This window comes from Pontibacter sp. YIM B11418 (assembly GCF_059278805.1).
Genome location: NZ_JCAEMH010000005.1, coordinates 445,228 through 463,410 on the forward strand (window position 1 = coordinate 445,228; position 18,183 = coordinate 463,410).

Genomic DNA, 18,183 nt, shown 5'->3' on the forward strand with positions numbered 1-18,183 from the left:
TTTCTAAGCATAATTGGTTAACATTGCTCTGCAAGAACAATTGTAAACACCACACATGCTAACCACTCTGCTCTTGGCCGCGCTGCTGGCTACCGGAACACCTGACAAAAACGACCTCAAAACGCCTTACGAAAAAGGTAACAAGAACCAGACCGCCACTTACGACGAAGCCATCGACTGGTACCGCAAGTTCGATGCGGCCTACGATGAAGTAAAAATGGTGCCCTACGGCTATACCGACTCCGGCCGTCTTCTGCACCTGGTCATCGTCTCCACCGGAAAAGATTTTGATCCGAAATCTGTAAAACAGAAAGACAAGCGCGTACTGCTGATCCAGAACGGCATTCACCCGGGAGAGCCCGAAGGCATTGACGCCACCATGCTGCTGCTTCGCGATTACCTGCAGGACAAAAGCAAGCGCAAACAACTCGATAATGTGGTGCTGGTCATTATACCTGTCTACAACATTGGCGGCGCGCTCAACCGAAACAGCCATACCCGCACCAACCAGGAAGGTCCGGAAAGCTACGGCTTCCGGGGCAATGCCCGCAACCTCGACCTGAACCGCGATTACCTCAAAACCGATTCCCGGAATGCCCAGACTTTCCACCTCATCTACCGCGACTGGGACCCGGATGTGTTCATGGACAACCATACCTCCAACGGTGCCGACTACCAGCACGTGATGACCCTCATAGCTACGCAGCACAACAAGCTGAACCCGACACTGGCCGGCTACCTGCAGGGCAAAATGCTGCCGACGCTGTATGAAGGCATGAAGAAGGATAAGTTTCCGATGGTGCCTTATATGAATACCATTGGCGAGACACCCGAGAAAGGCATTATCGGTTTCATGGAGTCGCCGCGCTATGCTACCGGGTATACCGCATTGTATAACACCATCGGTTTTGTGCCGGAGACCCACATGCTCAAGCCCTTCGACCAGCGGGTGCAATCGACTTACAAACTGATGGAGCACATGATCAGCACCGTGAGCCGCGACGCCAAAGAAATAGGCGAGATACGCGCCAAGGCAAAACAGGAAACGCTGACGCAGAAAACCTTCGCTCTCGACTGGCAACTGGATACGACCAAAGTTGATAAAATCCCATTTCTGGGTTACGCCGCCAGGTATAAGCCAAGTGAAGTGAGCGGACTGGAACGCCTGTACTACGATCGTAAAGCGCCTTATTCCACTAATATCAATTACTACAATACCTTCACCCCGACTGTGACGGTGGAGAAGCCGGTGGCCTACATCATTCCGCAGGCATGGCGCGAGGTGATTGACCGTCTGAAGCTGAACAAAGTGGAAATGCGCCAGCTTAAACGCGACACCACCCTTACACTCGACACCTACTACATCTCCGACTACAAAACCTCGCCTCGTGCGTATGAAGGCCACTACCTGCACTCTGGTACCAAAGTAGAGACGCGCACCATGCCACGCCAGTTCCTGAAAGGCGACTACGTGGTATACCTGAATCAGGAGGCCAACCGCTTCCTGGTGGAGGCCCTGGAACCGCAGGCCGTGGACTCGTATTTCAACTGGAACTTCTTCGACAGCATCCTGATGCAGAAGGAGTATTTTTCGAGCTATGTGTTCGAGGACCTGGCCGCTGAGATCCTGAAGAAAAACCCGGATCTGCGCAAACAGCTGGAGGCCCGCAAAAAGCAGGACCCGGAGTTCGCCAAGAACGCCCGCGCCCAACTGGACTTCGTGTACAGAAACTCACCGCACTACGAGCCAACTCACCAGATGTACCCGGTTGGTAGGCTGATGAAGGATATGAAATTGCCGTTGTAGTTATAGAAAAAGCCATCTTCGCGGGTGGCTTTTTCATTGACTTACTTTTCTTCCTGCACAAACAGATTCCGGACCAGCCTGTAGTATTCAGCTTCGGTGGTATTGCCTATTTTTTCATGCAGCGCGATGAGCGGCTCGTAATATGCAGTGTGCAGCGGCTGCAGGTTGACCAGTTCTTCCAGCGCCAGTATTGCCTCCGTGTGGCGCTCCATCCGGGCAAGGTTGTTCGCCCGCGTTACATATTCATTTTCCTGCCTTTCATACAGTCCATTCATTGCGTTTGGTACGCCGACAGCCGTGACCACAACTTTTACTTGGAAGTAGTCCGGCACCTTGGCGGTGTGCAAGGTATATCCGCTGCCGTAGATGTCGAACAAAACAGGAATAACAGCATAGAAAAACTGAGCTGTGTCATTCGAGGCCGCCCATTTGCCTTTTGTCATGTCAGCAGCCCTTCCGATCGCCTCTTTGAATTCAGCGTGCGTTTTGTTCAATGTCCCTGTCTCTACTATTTTACCATCTCTCGAAATCTTGAGCACAAACACGGCCATTCCCATCTTGTCAGCTCTCTGGGCGGCTGCCGGGTAGCGGATGTTCTTCCCCAGTATCTTGAGCAAATCCTCCTCGTTCCCTGTATAGCGGGCAGCATTGTGTAGTTGGCGGATGTCTGAAGCGGTTAGCTGCGCCAGACAAGCCGAGCCGGCGCCTGTCATCAGCATCAAAAGGAGGAAAAGTCTAATAAGCATATTTTGGTTAGTTGCAGTTCGGAAACGGGGGGCTAAACTACTTTTCTTCCCGGAGCTTTCCTATACCTGTTTTAATGGTGTCCATATCTAACCTGTCTCTCTTAACAGATTTTATACCTGAAATAAAGCAGGAAAGCTATATTTGTATACACAACCGCATCAATCACGTAAAGCCGCAAGATTCACACACATACTATGTTAAAGACATCACACCTGCTTCCCCTTTTGGGATTCGCCCTCATCACACTGGATAGCTGCACCAGTTCCGGCAGCAGTGCCAGCACAACTGACACCACTACGCAGACTGTTGCCCAAAATTCCGCTCAGGAAGCTGCTCTCAGCGAGGCGCAACTGGAGAAAGCCCGCACTAACTACGCCAGCTACTGCTCCGGCTGCCATGGCGAACAGATGGAAGCTTTCACCGACCGCAAATGGAAGCATGGCAACACCTCTGAAAACCTATTTGCCGCCATCAAGCATGGTTACCCGGAGGAAGGGATGCCCGCCTTTGAGCAGACTTTTAACGATCAGGAAATTACGGCGCTGGTTGCCTACATACAGGAAGGTATACAGAACGTGAAGCAATACGATTTCAGTGAAGAAGCTACAGCCAGCGCTGTCTATACCTCCGAATCGCTGAACTACCGCCTCGATACCGTAGCGACAGGTATGGAAATTCCGTGGGGAATGGCCTTTGTGCCAAACGGCGATATGCTGATCACGGATCGCAACGGCGCTTTCTACCGCCTGCCGAAAGGTAGCCGCCAATTGCAAAAGATTTCCGGCGCACCGGAAGTGCTGGCGCAGGGGCAGGGTGGTCTGCTGGACGTAGAACTGCACCCTAACTTTGCGAAAAACAACCTGATTTACCTCTCCTACTCGGCCTTCAAGAAAGAAGGAGAACAGATGCTCTCAACCACAGCCGTGATGCGCGCCAAACTAGACGGCAATAAACTCACGGAACAGAAAGTGATCTTCGAAGCACAGCCCTGGGCTCGTACGCGCCACCATTACGGTTCCCGCCTGGAATTTGGTCGCGACGGCTTGCTTTATGTGACGGTAGGAGATCGAGGACAGCACCACGAAAACGCGCAGACTATAGAACGCGCTCCGGGCAAAGTACACCGCATCAAAGACGATGGCGCTATACCTGCCGACAACCCTTTTGCAAACGAAAAAGGTGCCGTCGCTTCTATCTGGACCATCGGCAACCGCAACATCCAGGGCATGACCATTCACCCACGCTCCGGCGCCATCTGGACAAACGAGCATGGCCCGAGAGGCGGCGATGAGGTGAATATTGCTGAGAAAGGTAAAAACTACGGCTGGCCGGTTATCTCCTACGGCATCAACTACAACGGCACCGTACTCACCGAACTGACTAAAAAAGAAGGTATGGAGCAGCCGATCTGGTACTGGGTACCGTCTATCGCTCCATCAGGTATGGCTTTCGTGACGGGCAACCGTTACAAAGGTTGGGAGGGCGACTTGCTGGTTGGATCGCTGCGTTTTCAATTTCTGAGCAAACTCAAAATGGATGGTAATAAGATCGTAAGTGAAGAAAAGCTCCTCAAAAACATCGGTCGTGTGCGTGATGTGAAAATGGGTCTGGATGGGTATATCTATGTAGCGGTGGAGAGTCCGGGGACGATTTATAGAGTTGTGCCGGTTGAGTAGTGGTGTTGGCATGGCGCGAGCGTACTCGCTTGTGACAGGTATAGTGGGGCCTCTGGCTCAAGTATAGTGAATCTGGATTTGCTGTTTTACAGGTATAGCTTCAGTTATTCAGATTGCAACCTTGCTAAGCACACCCCCGCCCCTCTCAAGAGGGGAATTTCTGCAGTTGCTGTTTTAAAGGTATAGCTTCGTAGTTGTAGCAGTTCCTTTACTATACCGGGTCCAACCACCCCTAACCCCTCCTTGTCTAAGACGGGGAATCTGTATCTGCCATTTAACAGGTATGGCGATGTAGCTCAAACCACTGGCAGGTATAGCAAGACTAACTTGACCCTTAAGCTACGCAATAAATCACTGTGCCCGGTGCACCAGTGACAATTTTGTGTTTGAGCGGTCAGCGAGTTTAAAATCGTCTTGATTTTTTTGCTTACTTTTTTCATCAAGGAAAAAAGTAAGGCCCGCCCGGCCAGGGCAAAAGCCAGCTATGCAACAGCACACCAGCAATACCTGCGACAATGGTTGCTATCCACAACAGTTCTAGCTATGCTCGCAACAGCGGCTGCTACATAATAAAAAAAGCTCAGACGCTAACTACAGCGCCTGAGCTTTTTACATTTTACCTATACCTGTTTAAGAAGCTACGTTCGCTCGCAGCACACGCAGGAAGTTTTCGCCAAGTATTTTTTTGATGTCCGCTTCGCTATACCCTCTGGCAAGCAGTTCACGGGTGATGACAGGCATATCTGCTACACTATCCAACTGCTGTGGAGTGGACGTAATGCCATCGAAGTCGGAGCCTAGGCCCACGTAATCAACGCCAACTAACTTTACGATATGATCGAGATGGTCCATCAGCAGGGAGAGTGGCGGACGCAATTCGGAAGCTTCTTCGGGGTAGTTTGCCATGGCCCAATCAGAGATCTGGATAGAGTTCGCCCCTGCTTTGCGCAACGAGTCTACTTCCGCTCTGTGATTGGCCCGGAAAGCGTTCATGCGCTTATCATACTCCGGATCCAGGAAGCCGGAGAAGAAGTTCAGGTGGATCACGCCGCCGTTTTTGGCGATGGCTTGTATCTGGTCGTCTTTCAGGTTGCGGGAGTGCGGGTTGAAATGGTGCACGCAACTGTGCGAAACCAGCACCGGTTTGGTGGTAGTAGCCATGGCATCCCAGAAAGTGCGCTCGCCTACGTGGCTCAGGTCGACCAGCATACCGAGCTTGTTCATTTTGCGTACCACCTGCTTACCAAATTTTGTCAGCCCAGGCTTGCGGTTCTTGGGCAGCTTGCCACTTGTCTCGTCCATGGCAGAGGTCGCCCAGGGCGTCGAGTTGTTCCAAGTCAGGGTCATGTAGCTGGTACCGCGCTTGTGTAGAGCTTCCAGGTATTTCAGGTTGCTTTCCATCATGTGGCCGCCCTCCACCCCGATCATAGTGGCCATTTTATTTTGCGCAACAGCCTGCTCTATGTCGGCGGGTGTGCGGGCAAGCATCATTTTGTCGGGATTACGGCGCACGATGGCCTCAAGCGAGTCGATCTGAAGGTTGGCGAATTTAAAGCCTTTGCCATCACCGTACGTTTCATCGCTCCAGACAGAGAACACCTGCACATCTACCCCACCCTCCTTAAAGCGGGCCAGGTCAGAGTGCGTTTTACCGCGCAAATCGTCTTCCAGTCGCAAACCTTCCAGTACCGAGATCAGCACATCGTTGTGGGTGTCTACCACAATCGCCTTCTCGTGCAGTTGCTTGTAGTCTTGTGCCGATGCCTGCAGATTGCTGCACAGCAGGGCTGCCAGCGCCAGGCCTCCGCCCAGTAGTTTCTTATAATTTATAGTCTGATGCTTCATGTACCAAAGAGCCATACCTTAAATATAGTAAAAAGGCGCGACTTTCCTACAGCACCCGATTCACCGTGATCAGATTAAAGTATTCGAAGAAACTAGCCTGGATGGCCGCAGGTATAGGTATAGAATATAGGTATAAAAGAGCAAACCAAGCTCTTCCGAGGATACACAGGTCAGGGATTACTACGGCTATACCTTCGTACTCAACACATAGCAACCGATCTTATCCGGGTGGTCCTGCACAAGGTCGGAGCTGTGCTGGTGGCGCAGCATCCAGAGGATCAACAAATCGCCGGCAGCGGCTATGCTGAAGAACAAACCGAAAAGAAAGAGCAGAAAATGGCCCATGGCTATACCTGCCAGCGCCGGCAGCAGCCCCATTACCAGGCCCGGCATCATCCCGCCTATCGCGTAGTGCCTGAGCGGCAGCACTTCTTTGCAGTGGCAGTAAGGCGTCAGCATTTTCCAATGCACACCGTATTTAATCGATTTGAGCCCATTTTTGCAAAAGACCGCCCATGTAATCCCGTGCAGCAACTCGTGCACCACTGCCCCTAGCACAAAGACCAGCAGCATGATGATAGGCGAGATCATCATCAAATCCCGTTGCGTTTGCACGAGTTGTCGCAGATGCTGTGTACCGAACTGTTCGGGCCAGATGAGCCAGTAGGCCGCCCCATAGATGACCAAAATCGGTATGATGAAAAAGAGCGCCCGCACATTGGCCTCTGCAGCGGTTATACTCAGTTCTGTTTTGCTGTATTTTTCTGCTTCCATGCGCTAATCGTCACTTATAAGCAGTAAAAATAGACAAATAATCACGTTGGTTTTCATCCTTTTAGCCCTTTGGGTTTTATTACAAAAATCACACGAACGACCACCCTGCCGTTTGTTGTCAAGATCATCGAAATGCTGCCATGCTGGAATTGGGCTACCTCATTTGGCTTGTGCAGAGAGCCAGAAGCACTACGTTTCAGCATAACCACACCTGATAGGTATATCTTCCTGTCTCCCTTAATTCCAGCCATAACCAACTGCTTCTGATAGGCTATACCTGGCCGATCGACATATTTCCTATACCTTAGCGGGTTGCTTTTCTTATCAGTATCAGAAAAAGGCTATATTTGCCTAAACGACTCCCCGCTATGGAAACAGTCCTATACCTTGACGAACTCTCAAAAAAATTCGGAAGCCTGCAGGCCGTCGACCGACTGACACTCCAGGTGGAGGCGGGCAGCATCTATGGGTTGCTAGGTCCGAATGGCAGCGGCAAGACCACTACCTTGGGCATGGTGCTCGACGTGATCCGGCCAAGCGGTGGCAGTTATCTGTGGTTTGGGCGTTCTATCAGCAAAGAAACTAAACAGCGAGTGGGTGCGCTGCTCGAGACGCCCAATTTTTACCCCTACCTGACTGCCAAAGCAAACCTACAGGTAGTGGCCGACACTAAGCAGGCAGACCATCGGCACATCAACAAAATGCTCGACATGGTAGGCCTCGGTACACGGAGCCACACAACCTTCAAAGGCTTCTCGCTGGGTATGAAACAACGCCTGGCTCTGGCCGCCGCGATGCTCAATGACCCGGAAGTGCTGGTGCTCGATGAACCCACCAACGGCCTCGACCCACAAGGTATAGCCGAGGTGCGCGACCTTATCACCCGGATCGCCGCGCAGGGCAAGACCATCCTGCTGGCCAGCCACTTGCTCGACGAGGTCGAGAAGGTATGCACACACGTAGCGGTGCTGCAGTCAGGCAAGCTTAAAGCCAATGGACCAGTGGGCGACATCCTCTCTGCGCAGGACCAGCTGCTGATCAGTGCCGAAGAGTTGGCTCCTGTGCTGCAACTGCTGGAGCGCTTACCTTACGTTGTGCGATTTGCCCAGGACAAGAATACCATCAGCCTCACGCTTTCCGATGGCTACACCAGTACCGACCTCAACCGCGATATGTTTGCACAGGGCATCGTGCTCTCGCAACTGCTTGTGCGCCGCAAAAGCCTCGAGGCGCAGTTCCTTGAAATCACCCAAAAATAAGCCCCGCATGAACCTGATTAGAACCGAGCTCAGAAAGATACTCCAATACCCGACTTTCTGGGTGATCATGGCCACCTACGTGCTGCTGCAAGTACTGCTGATCTATTTTAGCAGCAGCTTCATGGTGAGCGGGCAGTCGCTGGGCAAGTCGCTCTATGACTTCCCTAACCTGTGGATGCGCTTCTCCTATATCGCTTATTTCTTTAACCTCTTGTTAGGTATACTGGTCATTGTGCTGATCACAGACGAGTATAGTTTCCGCACGCTTCGGCAGCAGGTGATAGACGGGCGCTCCCGCACTGAGGCAGTGTTGGCAAAATTTTATGTTACGCTGGGCCTGGCCGCAACCGGGACTATCTTTTTGCTGATCATGGGCCTGCTTTTCGGGTTGATCTACAGCAAAGACACCAGTATAGGCGCCATCTTCGGCAAAATCGATTACCTCTCCTATTTCTTTGTGCAGGCTGTCGGGTACATGTGTTTAGCCATGTTCTTCGCTTTCCTGATACGCAAAAGCGGACTAGCCATCATCGCTTTCCTGGCTTGGTCCAAGATCGTGGAGCCGATCATACACTACCAGATCGATGACAGTATCGACCGCTTTATGCCCATGAAAGTTTTTGGTAGCCTCACGCCTACTCCGGGGCAGGAAATTATTGATGGCCTCACCAGCCCCACATTGGCGCTTAGCCCGGCATGGGCAGTACTGCCCGCCTTGTTCTATATCGCGTTGCTCGTGCTGGCCTCCATCCTGCTGGTGCGCCTCCGCGACCTATAAAGGCCCTGGCTTTAAAGCGTATTATAATAATCTACAATACTGAGCAGGTCCTTGGAATTACTGTAGTCGAGCTTTTTGGACTTGGCATACTGCTTCACTTTTCCTGTATGAACGCCGCATAGTTTGAGCAGGTCTTTTCTGGGCTTGCGTAACTGCACAATCTCACCGTTGGGCAAGAGCATGTACAGCACCTCCTGAAATTTATTGCCTTCTGTGGCGAAATGGGGAAAGTAACTCGTTTGTAAAGAAGCTGTCGCATACTGCTTATCTGCTTCTGTGCCGGTCACCCCCACATATCGTTTCATCAGTACGAACTCCCCCTGGTTGATCTGCTCAAAGAATACCGGCACCCTGAAATCGCTTTCCAGACTCCCCCTGTTCCAGGGAAGGGACCGAAAGGTCTGTGGCTTGCCATTATACACGCCACTTATCATAAAATAACTGACATTGACGGCCGAGAAAGAACTGATGGCACCATCTTCTGATGCTATTTGCACGACATCCTCAGCAGGGTGATAGATCACAGCCCCCTGCAAGCTATCGCCGTTAACCAGTACAACTTTTCCATAAAGCCAGTGCTCTGTATCGAACCCCAACTGACCCTGTGCCCATCCCTGTATGCTACCACAGGCAAAAGTTACAAATAGCGTGAAAAACAAATATTTAGTCCCCAGTCCTCTCATCTACCTAAACATTAAATAATGCAAATAACAAACCTCAACACATCCCACCTAACCTATTGTTATACAAAAGTTTACATACAATTCTAAACGTAATAAACCGGATACGGGATAGGCCATTCACTAAATTATATTTAAAGGCTACAGGAAGTCCGGTGCAAAAAAAAGCCCGTGCCTAATGGCACGGGCTTGGTGTTCTATTTTAACGAAGACTGCTTAGCGCACAACCGTATTTTTCAGTATCTCGTGACCTAACTTGTCACGCTTTGTAGTCAGGTAGCCCTGGTTGTGTGGGTTTGGCGCGATTTCTATCGGCACATTTTCCACTACCTCCAGCCCGTAGCCGATCAGACCAACACGCTTTTTCGGGTTGTTTGTGATCAGGCGCATCTTCTTCACACCAAGGTCGCGCAGGATCTGAGCACCCACGCCGTAGTCGCGGTCGTCCATACCGAAGCCCAGTTCCAGGTTGGCTTCTACGGTATCGCGGCCCTGCTCCTGCAGTTTGTAGGCTTTCAGTTTGTTGAGCAGCCCAATACCGCGTCCTTCCTGGTTCATGTACACGATCGCGCCTTTGCCCTCGCGCTCTACCATGCGCATGGCCTCATGTAGCTGTGGACCGCAATCGCAGCGGCACGAGCCGAAAATATCACCCGTCACGCACGAAGAGTGCACACGCACCAGCACAGGCTCATCTTCATTCCAGCTTCCTTTTACCAGGGCCAGGTGCTTGGCACCGTTACTGCGCTGCGTGAAGGCATACAGGTCAAAATTTCCGAAATCAGTTGGCAATTCTACTGCTATCTCACGGTCAATGAGGCTTTCTTTCTTCAGGCGATACGCTACCAGGTCTTTGATGGAAATCAGTTTCAGGTTGAAACGCTCCGCCACTTTCACCAGGTCTGGCAGACGGGCCATCGTACCATCTTCGTTCAAGATCTCAACCAGCACGCCGACAGGAGCCAGTCCTGCGAGGCGCGCCAGGTCAACGGCCGCCTCCGTATGGCCTGCACGGCGCAGCACGCCTTCTTTCTTCGCCTTGAGCGGGAAAATATGCCCTGGCTTGCCCAGTGAATGTGGATCGGTAGAAGGATCAACCAGCGCCTGGATGGTCTTGGCGCGGTCAGAAGCTGATATACCGGTCGTACAGCCGTGCCCGATCAGGTCAACTGACACCGTGAACGGCGTGGCATGCAGGGCCGTGTTGCGACCCACCATCAGTTCCAGCCCCAGTTCATCGCATCGCTCTTCGGTAAGCGGGGCACAGATCAGGCCGCGACCGTGCGTCGCCATAAAGTTAATGATCTCCGGGGTCACCTTCTCTGCCGCGCAGATAAAGTCGCCTTCGTTTTCGCGGTCGTCGTCGTCCACCACAATAATAATCTTACCCTGGCGGATGTCCTCGATCGCGTCTTCTATTGAATCGAGCTTGATAGGCTCTAGTGAATTAGTTTCCATGTGTTTACTTAAATACAGCTAGCTGATTAATTGATCGTTAGCTTAGCTTTGCGGTAAATTCGTAGCGCTTCTTACAGAACTACAAAAACTAGTGCATTGTTCAATTGGGGTAATTGTATCAAAACCTCAGCTTCTATTCCCTCATGATGCCGAGCAAAGTTAGAAAATACACGCCTCTTAAAGAAACATTATCTATTTTTACACTGCATACCACTCTTGTAACCTCCCCTGTACAAATATGAAATGCTCGGTTGTCATTGCTTGTTATAATAATCCAGACTTAATTATTGACACATTACAGTCAGTAGAGCAACAAACTTATACTGATTGGGAGATTGTATTAGTAGAGGATTGTTCCACAGATAACACCCTAGAAGTACTAAAACAAATCATTGCCTTAAGTGCGTTCAGAACCAGGTATAAGCTTATTCCATTAGCCGTTAATGGAGGGGTAAGCCATGCAAAGGGAACGGGTGTGCGGAATAGCTCCGGCGAAATTATTATTATATTGGATCATGATGACAACCTAGCTCCCAATGCTATGGAGGAAATCGTACCTCTTCATCAGCTACACCCTGAAGCTAGTATCGTTTATACACAGCATTACAACTGTGACAATCTGCTTCAACCATTTGAATTATTTGAAAGTGGACAGGTAGCCTATTCAGACATTATAGAAGATAAGATCAGCCACTTACTCACTTATAAGAAGAAGTACTACAATCTGTCGCCCGGCTATGACCCTTTTTTTAAGGTAGCAGATGATAAAGATATAGTTTACAAGCTTGAGGAGGTTGGCGATGTTATCTTCATCGCGAAACCATTATACTTTTTTAGAATTAGTACCCGTGGTGCCTCCAGAGGCTATGAAGGCTTTAACAAGTCTAGGGATGAAAAACTGGTTGCCGTTCAGAATGCGATGGCACGACGGGATAAATCGGGTGTGAAACAGATCTCTCGGCAGACTTACATTAGTCTTCTGGCTGAGCATTACCTCCTACAGGCCGAAGGCTATATCCTTATGAATAAACCCTTGGGCAAGCCTTTCATTGATTCTATTTTCAAGGCTTTCTATTACCGGCCTACCGCAAATCTAAAAAGAAAACTAAAAGCAGCCTTATTGCTTAGCAGAATGAAGCGCTTGTTTTTTGGCAGTAAAACGACAATATAAGCTACTTATTCACCACAATTCCCAACAAGTCCCCGATCTGCTTTTCAAAGGATTTGAGCTGGAAGATGACCTGCAGCACGCGGTCCTGCTCGGTGGGGTCTGTCACCAGGCGGAGCTTCTCCATTTCGGCCTTCATGAGGAGTTGCACATTGCGCCATTTCAGGCGCAGCACGGCTCGTTCAGCACCGTAGGGCAGCAGATCTGACTCGTGTGGCACGTAAATCTGGTGGGTTTCCCAGTTTTGGGAAAGTTCGTAGGGGTCTGAGAGCAGGTTGGTTGCTTCAGTTCGTATTTCCTGGTCCGGATAATTAATAAAGTCATCCGCCGCAGGTATAACACCCTGCAGCAGCTTCTCCTTTACCACTTCGATCAGGCGGGCATAGAGCGGTGTGCGGAACTCTACATCTTCCAGCTGCTCGAGCATGTACTGGCAGGTATTCTGGCCATCCACCAGCACCTTATCAGGGTAGTTGAGCAGCATCCGCACAATTTCGCGTTCGTAGCGTTTGAGGCTATCAGCTTCTGTGGCTGGCTTTTCAGCCTCTAGCTGCTCTGCTTCATAGGCTTCCGCTTCTGCCAGATCCTCCGGACTACCCGAGCGTTGCTGCTTTTGCTGGCGCTCCTGCAGGTGCATCTTGTTGTATTCCGAAATCAGCAGTTGCTCATCGATATCGAAGATGAGGCTGCAGCTCTGGAAGAAAACCGAACGCTTGATCGGGTCCGGAATCTTCGAGATAGAGGTGACGATTTCGCGTATCGCTTCCGCCTTCTTCACCGGATTGCCCTTCGACTCCTCGGCGTACAGGCTAGTCTTAAAGGAAATAAAATCCTGCGCGTGCTCTGACACATAGGCCTTGAACTTCTCGTCGCCTACCTTATGGATGTAGGAATCCGGGTCTTCTCCAGCCGGAAAAGTGACCACGTTCACATTTAATCCGTTTTCCAGGATCAGATCTATACCTCTGAGAGAGGCCTTTATACCTGCCGCATCGCCATCGTAGAGCACTGTAATGTTCTGGGTATAGCGGGCGATGAGCTTAATCTGCCCTTCGGTGAGCGAGGTACCCGACGAAGCTACTACGTTCTCTATACCTCCCTGGTGCAATGAAAGCACATCCAGGTAACCCTCCACCATGTAGCAGGTGTCCTGCATGCGGATCGCCTGCCGGGCCTGGTACATGCCGTAGAGCACATTACTCTTGTGGTAAATCTCCGACTCGGGCGAGTTGAGGTACTTCGGGCTCTTTTTGTCGTTGCTCTTCAGCGTACGGGCACCAAAGCCAATCACGCGTCCCGAAATATTATGGATCGGGAACATGACACGTCCCCGGAAGCGGTCGTATTTCTTTCCATCTTCCTTCACGATGGTCAGCCCTGTCGCTTCCAGGTACTTTTGCTTATACCCAGCCTTCAGGGCGGCATCAGTCAGGTCAGACCAGGCATCGAGGCTATACCCGAGCTCAAACTTCTTAATCGTGTTATTACTGAGTCCACGCTCCTTCAGGTAGGATTGTCCTATGCCTCCCTCCTCGTGATTTTGGAGCAATTGCTGATAATGCTTGCTGGCAAAATCGGATACGATGTAGAGGCTATCGCGCTCACTTTGCTCCCGGGCATATTCCGGGTTAGGCTCATCTTCGGGCACCTCAATGCCGTACTTTTTGGCCAGGTACTTCAGCGCCTCCGGAAAGCTTGTGCCCTCCACGTCCATGATAAACTGCACGGAGTTACCCGCCTTACCGCAACCGAAGCATTTGTAAATACCCTTCGCCGGCGACACTGAAAAGGATGGCGATTTTTCGTGATGGAAAGGGCAGTTCGCCCATAGGTTTTGTCCCTTCTTCTTGAGTGACACAAAGTCCCCTACCACCTCCGCTATATCGGCCTGGGCAAGGATCTGGTCGACTACTTCTTTTGGGATCAGGGACATGGGAATGCTGTTTTGAGGGGTTACAAATATAAGGGTTTAAGTTGTTGAATTGCTATAAGGCTAGATCAGGATTTTCAGGATTCCTCAATGATTAACATCCCCCTGACCCCATCTTTGCCGAGGGCCCCTACCCACAAGGAGGACTTTTCTAATTGTAACATCCTAAAGGTATATCCCTTAGCTTACGAAGAGTAGATAACAACTTCCTCTAACACACCCCTGCCCCTCTCAAGAGGATATTTTCTGCTACTGCCAGTTGTTAGGTATAGCTCCGTGGCAGACATCACTGGCAGGTATAGCAGGACTAACTTTTACTGACAATACGAAGCAAATCACCTGAACTAGGTGCACCTAAATGACTACCCACTGTTTGAGCGTTCGGGGAGTCTTGACCTTTTTGCTTACTTTCGGGGAAGGGGCCCTCGATTAGTGTCAAGACAAAAAGTAAGTGCCCGCCGCACAGGCGAAGTTACAAAGCAATGTTAGTCGCTATACCTACAGCCCCCGCAACGCTAACACGTCCTGGCAAAAAGAACGTTATGCAATCGTACCGCGCTATACCTATTATACCCCGCTAAATCATGTTTAAAGTTTTTTTGTTTGTATCTTTGTAAGGCTTCACAAAAGCTTTAACACTATGGCAATTACGAAAGAAAATATACTCAAAGCCCTCAGCTATGTCGAGGAGCCGGATCTTGGCAAAGACCTTGTGACCCTGAACATGATAGAGGATGTACAGGTAGACGGCAAGAACGTAAGCTTCACCGTTATCCTGACCACACCTGCCTGCCCACTCAAAGACCTCATCCGCAATGCCTGTATCCGCGCCATCCATACCATGGTGGACAAAGAGGCAGAAGTAACCGTGAACATGACTTCCCGTGTGACTTCTGGTCGCGCAGGCAGTAGCGAAGTACTTACCGGTGTGAAAAATATCATTGCTGTGGCCTCCGGAAAAGGCGGCGTTGGTAAGTCTACGGTTACGAGCAACCTGGCTATTGCCTTGGCGCAGTCTGGCGCTAAAGTAGGCCTGATCGATGCGGATATTTTCGGGCCGTCTATACCTACTATGTTTGGTGTGGAAGACCAGCGTCCGAGCATGGTGCAGGGCGATCATGGCAAGAACTACATCATCCCCGTTGAGAAATATGGCGTGAAACTGATGTCCATCGGTTTCCTGACGCCTCCTGATCATGCGGTGATCTGGCGTGGCCCGATGGCGAGTTCAGCGCTCAAGCAATTCATATCGGATGTGGAGTGGGGCGAACTGGACTACCTGCTCCTCGACCTTCCTCCGGGAACATCCGACATCCATCTGACTATGGTGCAAGTGCTGCCGGTAACGGGCGCCGTAATTGTGACAACACCACAAAAAGTAGCGATAGCCGATGCCCAGAAAGGACTGCAGATGTTCCGCCAGCCACAGATCAATGTGCCGGTGCTGGGTGTGGTTGAGAACATGGCTTACTTTACACCAGCCGAGCTTCCTGAGAATAAATATTATATCTTTGGACAGGAAGGTGGTCAGAACCTGGCCAGGAAGTTCGATGTACCGGTATTAGGCCAGGTACCGCTGGTTCAGAGCATCCGCGAGAGCGGTGATGCGGGAACTCCGGTGGCCTTGCAGAACGATTCTCCAGCTTCCGGTGTTTTCAGAGAGTTGGCCCAGGCTGTTGCGCAGCAGGTGTCTGTTCGCAACGCGACTTTGGCCAAAACACAACCAGTAGAAATTAAAAGCTAAGACAAATGGCTACCATTAACGTTGACAACGATTTTTTACTTCGCATTGAGAGTGCCCTCGATCAGATCAGGCCCTACCTGGAAGCTGATGGCGGCAACGTGAAAGTGCTCGAAGTAACCGATGATATGACTCTTAAGTTGGAGTTGCTCGGCGCCTGTGGCACTTGCCCGATGTCTACCATGACACTCAAAGCTGGTGTAGAGCAGTCTGTGCTGAAGGCAGTGCCCGAAATCAGAGCCGTGGAGGCTGTAAATGTGATACCGCTGGGGTAGTTATTTGACAAAAGAGTTTTGACAAAACACAATAGACTTAAGGCAGGTGCTGAGAAATCGGCACCTGCCTTTTTTGTTGGTCTAGGTAGGTATAGCCGTCCATGATTCTAGGTATAGCTTTGCCTCTGCCCTCTCTCGCGCCACGTAAGAGAGGGCATGCGTAAAATTGTGAAACCACAGATTAGTGCTTCGCTTAAATGGAAGGGATAACCAGAGACATTTATGTATATTCAATTTACCCATAAAACTTTCATCTTTCCCATGCCCTTCAAAATCTCTATCTTTGTCTGACAACCCAGATTTTCTTGCACTATGATAAAAGCGAACGACCCTTCCCTGCATTCCTGGATCGAAATAGCACCTGAGAGCGACTTCCCGATACAAAACCTTCCATTCGGCATTTTTGCGTCAGCCACCAAAGACCCGCGTGTTGGCGTGGCCATCGGTGACTATGTGCTGGATCTTTATGCGGTCGCTCAGCACAACCTGTTCGAACTCCTCGACATTGACCCAACGGTTTTTCACCGCCCATACCTGAATGACTTTATCGCTTTGGGCAAACCAACCTGGCGTGCCGTTCGCAACCGCGTGTCGGAGCTGTTGCGCAACGACAACGACGAGATCAGTGGCAACAGCAGGCTGATGCAGGAATGCCTCGTTAAGCGAAGTGACGTTCGCATGCTGATGCCGGTGAAAGTGGGTAACTACACGGACTTCTATTCCAGCATCGAGCATGCCACCAATGTGGGCACCATGTTCCGCGATCCGAAAAATGCCCTGCTGCCAAACTGGAAACACATCCCGATTGGCTACCATGGCCGAGCTTCTTCTATCATCGTATCAGGCACCGACATACGTCGTCCGAACGGCCAAACCAAAGCGCCCGACGCCGATGCCCCGACTTTCGGTCCGTCCCGCCTACTCGACTTTGAATTAGAAGTAGCCTTTATCACAGGCCGGGAAACCAAACTGGGCGACATGATCAGCCCGAATGAAGCTGATGACTATATTTTTGGTCTGGTGCTCTTCAACGACTGGTCTGCCCGTGATATGCAAACCTGGGAGTACGTACCTTTAGGGCCTTTCCTGGCCAAAAGCTTTGCCTCTTCCATTTCGCCTTGGGTAGTTACACTTGATGCCCTTGAGTCTTTCCGCGTGAAGGGCCCTGTGCAGAATCCGAAGCCATTGCCATACCTGGAGTTCCATGGCGAACATAACTATGATATTAACCTGGAGGTACTCCTGAAACCTGAGGACGGACAAGAGAACAGCATCTGCCGGTCTAACTTCAGGTACATGTACTGGAACATGAACCAGCAGTTGGCCCACCAGAGCAGCAACGGTTGTAACATACAGGTAGGCGACATGTACGCCTCCGGCACCATCAGCGGCCCAGACAAGACCTCCTACGGCTCCATGCTCGAACTCACCTGGCGCGGCACGCAGCCCATCCAACTATCCGATGGCACAGAGCGCAAATTCATCAACGACTACGATACCGTGATCATGCGCGGCTTCGCTGAGAGGAATGGGATAAGAGTTGGTTTTGGAGAAGTGAGAGCGATGGTGTTGCCGGCATTGTAAGCTGGTTTGGTTGGCCTGTGTCCAACCACCCCTAACCCCTCCTTTTCTAAGGCGGGGAATTTTTGGACTCCGACTGTTGTCTAGTGATAGCTAACTAAAGGCATATGACACTTCACAACAGAGGATACTTAAAAGAAAAGCGTAGGGACCTTCGGAATGATGCAACACCTGCAGAGGGCGAGCTTTGGAAATACTTAAAAGGTGGTCAGCAGCAAGGTCGCAAGTTCAGGCGACAGCACAACATTCTCGACTTCTACTGCCCATCTGAGAACTTAGCATTAGAGCTTGACGGGCAGGTCCACCATAGCGCCCAAGCGCATAACTTAGACTTTCAGCGCGATACCACTTTAGGCAGTTTAGGCATCAAAGTGCTTCGGTTCGAAAATAGAGAGATCTTCGAAAAATTGGAGGCAGTACTACACGAAATAAACAGCAGCTTTAGTAGGTAAAGGTCCCCCTCC

The 18,183-nt window shown here is 50.7% G+C and carries 15 protein-coding genes; 9 read left to right on the plus strand and 6 right to left on the minus strand.

The window, feature by feature from the left end; genetic code table 11:
• Positions 1-55: 55 nt before the first annotated feature.
• Complete coding sequence (locus AC4QZR_RS14755; protein WP_494481603.1) at positions 56-1,807, plus strand: M14 family zinc carboxypeptidase; 1,752 nt, start codon at positions 56-58, stop codon at positions 1,805-1,807.
• A 41-nt stretch (positions 1,808-1,848) separates the two neighbouring features.
• On the opposite strand, the gene AC4QZR_RS14760 is transcribed toward AC4QZR_RS14755, so the two are convergent.
• The gene (locus AC4QZR_RS14760) at positions 1,849-2,553 is read right to left on the minus strand and encodes a hypothetical protein (protein WP_494481604.1); all 705 of its coding nucleotides are present in this window, start codon (positions 2,551-2,553) and stop codon (positions 1,849-1,851) included.
• A 195-nt stretch (positions 2,554-2,748) separates the two neighbouring features.
• Between AC4QZR_RS14760 and AC4QZR_RS14765 the strand changes: the two genes are divergently transcribed.
• Positions 2,749-4,230 carry a PQQ-dependent sugar dehydrogenase gene (locus AC4QZR_RS14765; protein ID WP_494481605.1) on the plus strand — a complete coding sequence of 494 codons (1,482 nt, stop codon included), beginning with the start codon at positions 2,749-2,751 and terminating at the stop codon, positions 4,228-4,230.
• A gap of 630 nt (positions 4,231-4,860) precedes the next feature.
• Here AC4QZR_RS14765 and AC4QZR_RS14770 read toward each other — a convergent pair.
• Both AC4QZR_RS14770 and AC4QZR_RS14775 read right to left on the minus strand, forming a co-directional pair.
• A complete protein-coding gene (locus tag AC4QZR_RS14770) occupies positions 4,861-6,075 on the minus strand; it encodes a dipeptidase (RefSeq protein ID WP_494481606.1) in 1,215 nt (404 codons plus the stop codon).
• A 186-nt stretch (positions 6,076-6,261) separates the two neighbouring features.
• Positions 6,262-6,849, minus strand: a complete 588-nt coding sequence (locus tag AC4QZR_RS14775; protein ID WP_494481607.1) for a DUF3267 domain-containing protein — start codon at positions 6,847-6,849, stop codon at positions 6,262-6,264.
• A 368-nt stretch (positions 6,850-7,217) separates the two neighbouring features.
• Here AC4QZR_RS14775 and AC4QZR_RS14780 point away from each other — a divergent pair, with 368 nt between their 5' ends.
• A complete protein-coding gene (locus AC4QZR_RS14780) occupies positions 7,218-8,108 on the plus strand; it encodes an ABC transporter ATP-binding protein (RefSeq protein WP_494481608.1) in 891 nt (296 codons plus the stop codon).
• Between the two features lie 7 nt (positions 8,109-8,115).
• Entirely contained in the window at positions 8,116-8,886 is a 771-nt protein-coding gene (locus AC4QZR_RS14785) for an ABC transporter permease (protein WP_494481609.1), read from the plus strand.
• Between the two features lie 11 nt (positions 8,887-8,897).
• Here AC4QZR_RS14785 and AC4QZR_RS14790 read toward each other — a convergent pair whose 3' ends face one another.
• Both AC4QZR_RS14790 and AC4QZR_RS14795 read right to left on the minus strand, forming a co-directional pair.
• Positions 8,898-9,545 (minus strand): hypothetical protein, encoded by a 648-nt coding sequence (locus AC4QZR_RS14790; protein ID WP_494481610.1) that lies wholly within the window; start codon positions 9,543-9,545, stop codon positions 8,898-8,900.
• Positions 9,546-9,782: 237 nt separating this feature from the next.
• Entirely contained in the window at positions 9,783-11,024 is a 1,242-nt protein-coding gene (locus AC4QZR_RS14795; RefSeq protein ID WP_494481611.1) for a bifunctional 3,4-dihydroxy-2-butanone-4-phosphate synthase/GTP cyclohydrolase II, read from the minus strand.
• A 238-nt stretch (positions 11,025-11,262) separates the two neighbouring features.
• Between AC4QZR_RS14795 and AC4QZR_RS14800 the strand changes: the two genes are divergently transcribed.
• Positions 11,263-12,195, plus strand: a complete 933-nt coding sequence (locus tag AC4QZR_RS14800; protein ID WP_494481612.1) for a glycosyltransferase family 2 protein — start codon at positions 11,263-11,265, stop codon at positions 12,193-12,195.
• Position 12,196: 1 nt separating this feature from the next.
• On the opposite strand, the gene dnaG is transcribed toward AC4QZR_RS14800, so the two are convergent.
• Positions 12,197-14,125: a DNA primase gene (dnaG, locus tag AC4QZR_RS14805; protein WP_494481613.1), complete on the minus strand. Its 1,929-nt coding sequence runs from the start codon at positions 14,123-14,125 to the stop codon at positions 12,197-12,199.
• Between the two features lie 637 nt (positions 14,126-14,762).
• Between dnaG and AC4QZR_RS14810 the strand changes: the two genes are divergently transcribed.
• The 4 genes from AC4QZR_RS14810 to AC4QZR_RS14825 all read left to right on the plus strand — a co-directional run bounded on the left by AC4QZR_RS14810 (position 14,763) and on the right by AC4QZR_RS14825 (position 18,171).
• A complete protein-coding gene (locus AC4QZR_RS14810) occupies positions 14,763-15,866 on the plus strand; it encodes an Mrp/NBP35 family ATP-binding protein (RefSeq protein ID WP_494481614.1) in 1,104 nt (367 codons plus the stop codon).
• A 5-nt stretch (positions 15,867-15,871) separates the two neighbouring features.
• Positions 15,872-16,138: a NifU family protein gene (locus AC4QZR_RS14815; protein WP_188502076.1), complete on the plus strand. Its 267-nt coding sequence runs from the start codon at positions 15,872-15,874 to the stop codon at positions 16,136-16,138.
• A gap of 312 nt (positions 16,139-16,450) precedes the next feature.
• Positions 16,451-17,722, plus strand: a complete 1,272-nt coding sequence (gene fahA / locus AC4QZR_RS14820; protein ID WP_494481615.1) for a fumarylacetoacetase — start codon at positions 16,451-16,453, stop codon at positions 17,720-17,722.
• Positions 17,723-17,826: 104 nt separating this feature from the next.
• Complete coding sequence (locus tag AC4QZR_RS14825; protein ID WP_494481616.1) at positions 17,827-18,171, plus strand: endonuclease domain-containing protein; 345 nt, start codon at positions 17,827-17,829, stop codon at positions 18,169-18,171.
• The last annotated feature ends 12 nt before the right edge of the window (positions 18,172-18,183 follow it).

Excerpts from the sequence above, each read along its gene's own strand:
- dnaG (WP_494481613.1), bottom strand. The coding sequence starts at position 14,125 with ATGTCCCTGATCCCAAAAGAAGTAGTCGACCAGATCCTTGCCCAGGCC.
- AC4QZR_RS14815 (WP_188502076.1), top strand. The coding sequence starts at position 15,872 with ATGGCTACCATTAACGTTGACAACGATTTTTTACTTCGCATTGAGAGT.
- AC4QZR_RS14770 (WP_494481606.1), bottom strand. The coding sequence starts at position 6,075 with ATGAAGCATCAGACTATAAATTATAAGAAACTACTGGGCGGAGGCCTG.
- AC4QZR_RS14775 (WP_494481607.1), bottom strand. The coding sequence starts at position 6,849 with ATGGAAGCAGAAAAATACAGCAAAACAGAACTGAGTATAACCGCTGCA.
- AC4QZR_RS14765 (WP_494481605.1), top strand. The coding sequence starts at position 2,749 with ATGTTAAAGACATCACACCTGCTTCCCCTTTTGGGATTCGCCCTCATC.
- AC4QZR_RS14785 (WP_494481609.1), top strand. The coding sequence starts at position 8,116 with ATGAACCTGATTAGAACCGAGCTCAGAAAGATACTCCAATACCCGACT.
- AC4QZR_RS14760 (WP_494481604.1), bottom strand. The coding sequence starts at position 2,553 with ATGCTTATTAGACTTTTCCTCCTTTTGATGCTGATGACAGGCGCCGGC.
- AC4QZR_RS14810 (WP_494481614.1), top strand. The coding sequence starts at position 14,763 with ATGGCAATTACGAAAGAAAATATACTCAAAGCCCTCAGCTATGTCGAG.
- AC4QZR_RS14755 (WP_494481603.1), top strand. The coding sequence starts at position 56 with ATGCTAACCACTCTGCTCTTGGCCGCGCTGCTGGCTACCGGAACACCT.
- AC4QZR_RS14800 (WP_494481612.1), top strand. The coding sequence starts at position 11,263 with ATGAAATGCTCGGTTGTCATTGCTTGTTATAATAATCCAGACTTAATT.
- fahA (WP_494481615.1), top strand. The coding sequence starts at position 16,451 with ATGATAAAAGCGAACGACCCTTCCCTGCATTCCTGGATCGAAATAGCA.
- AC4QZR_RS14795 (WP_494481611.1), bottom strand. The coding sequence starts at position 11,024 with ATGGAAACTAATTCACTAGAGCCTATCAAGCTCGATTCAATAGAAGAC.
- AC4QZR_RS14825 (WP_494481616.1), top strand. The coding sequence starts at position 17,827 with ATGACACTTCACAACAGAGGATACTTAAAAGAAAAGCGTAGGGACCTT.
- AC4QZR_RS14780 (WP_494481608.1), top strand. The coding sequence starts at position 7,218 with ATGGAAACAGTCCTATACCTTGACGAACTCTCAAAAAAATTCGGAAGC.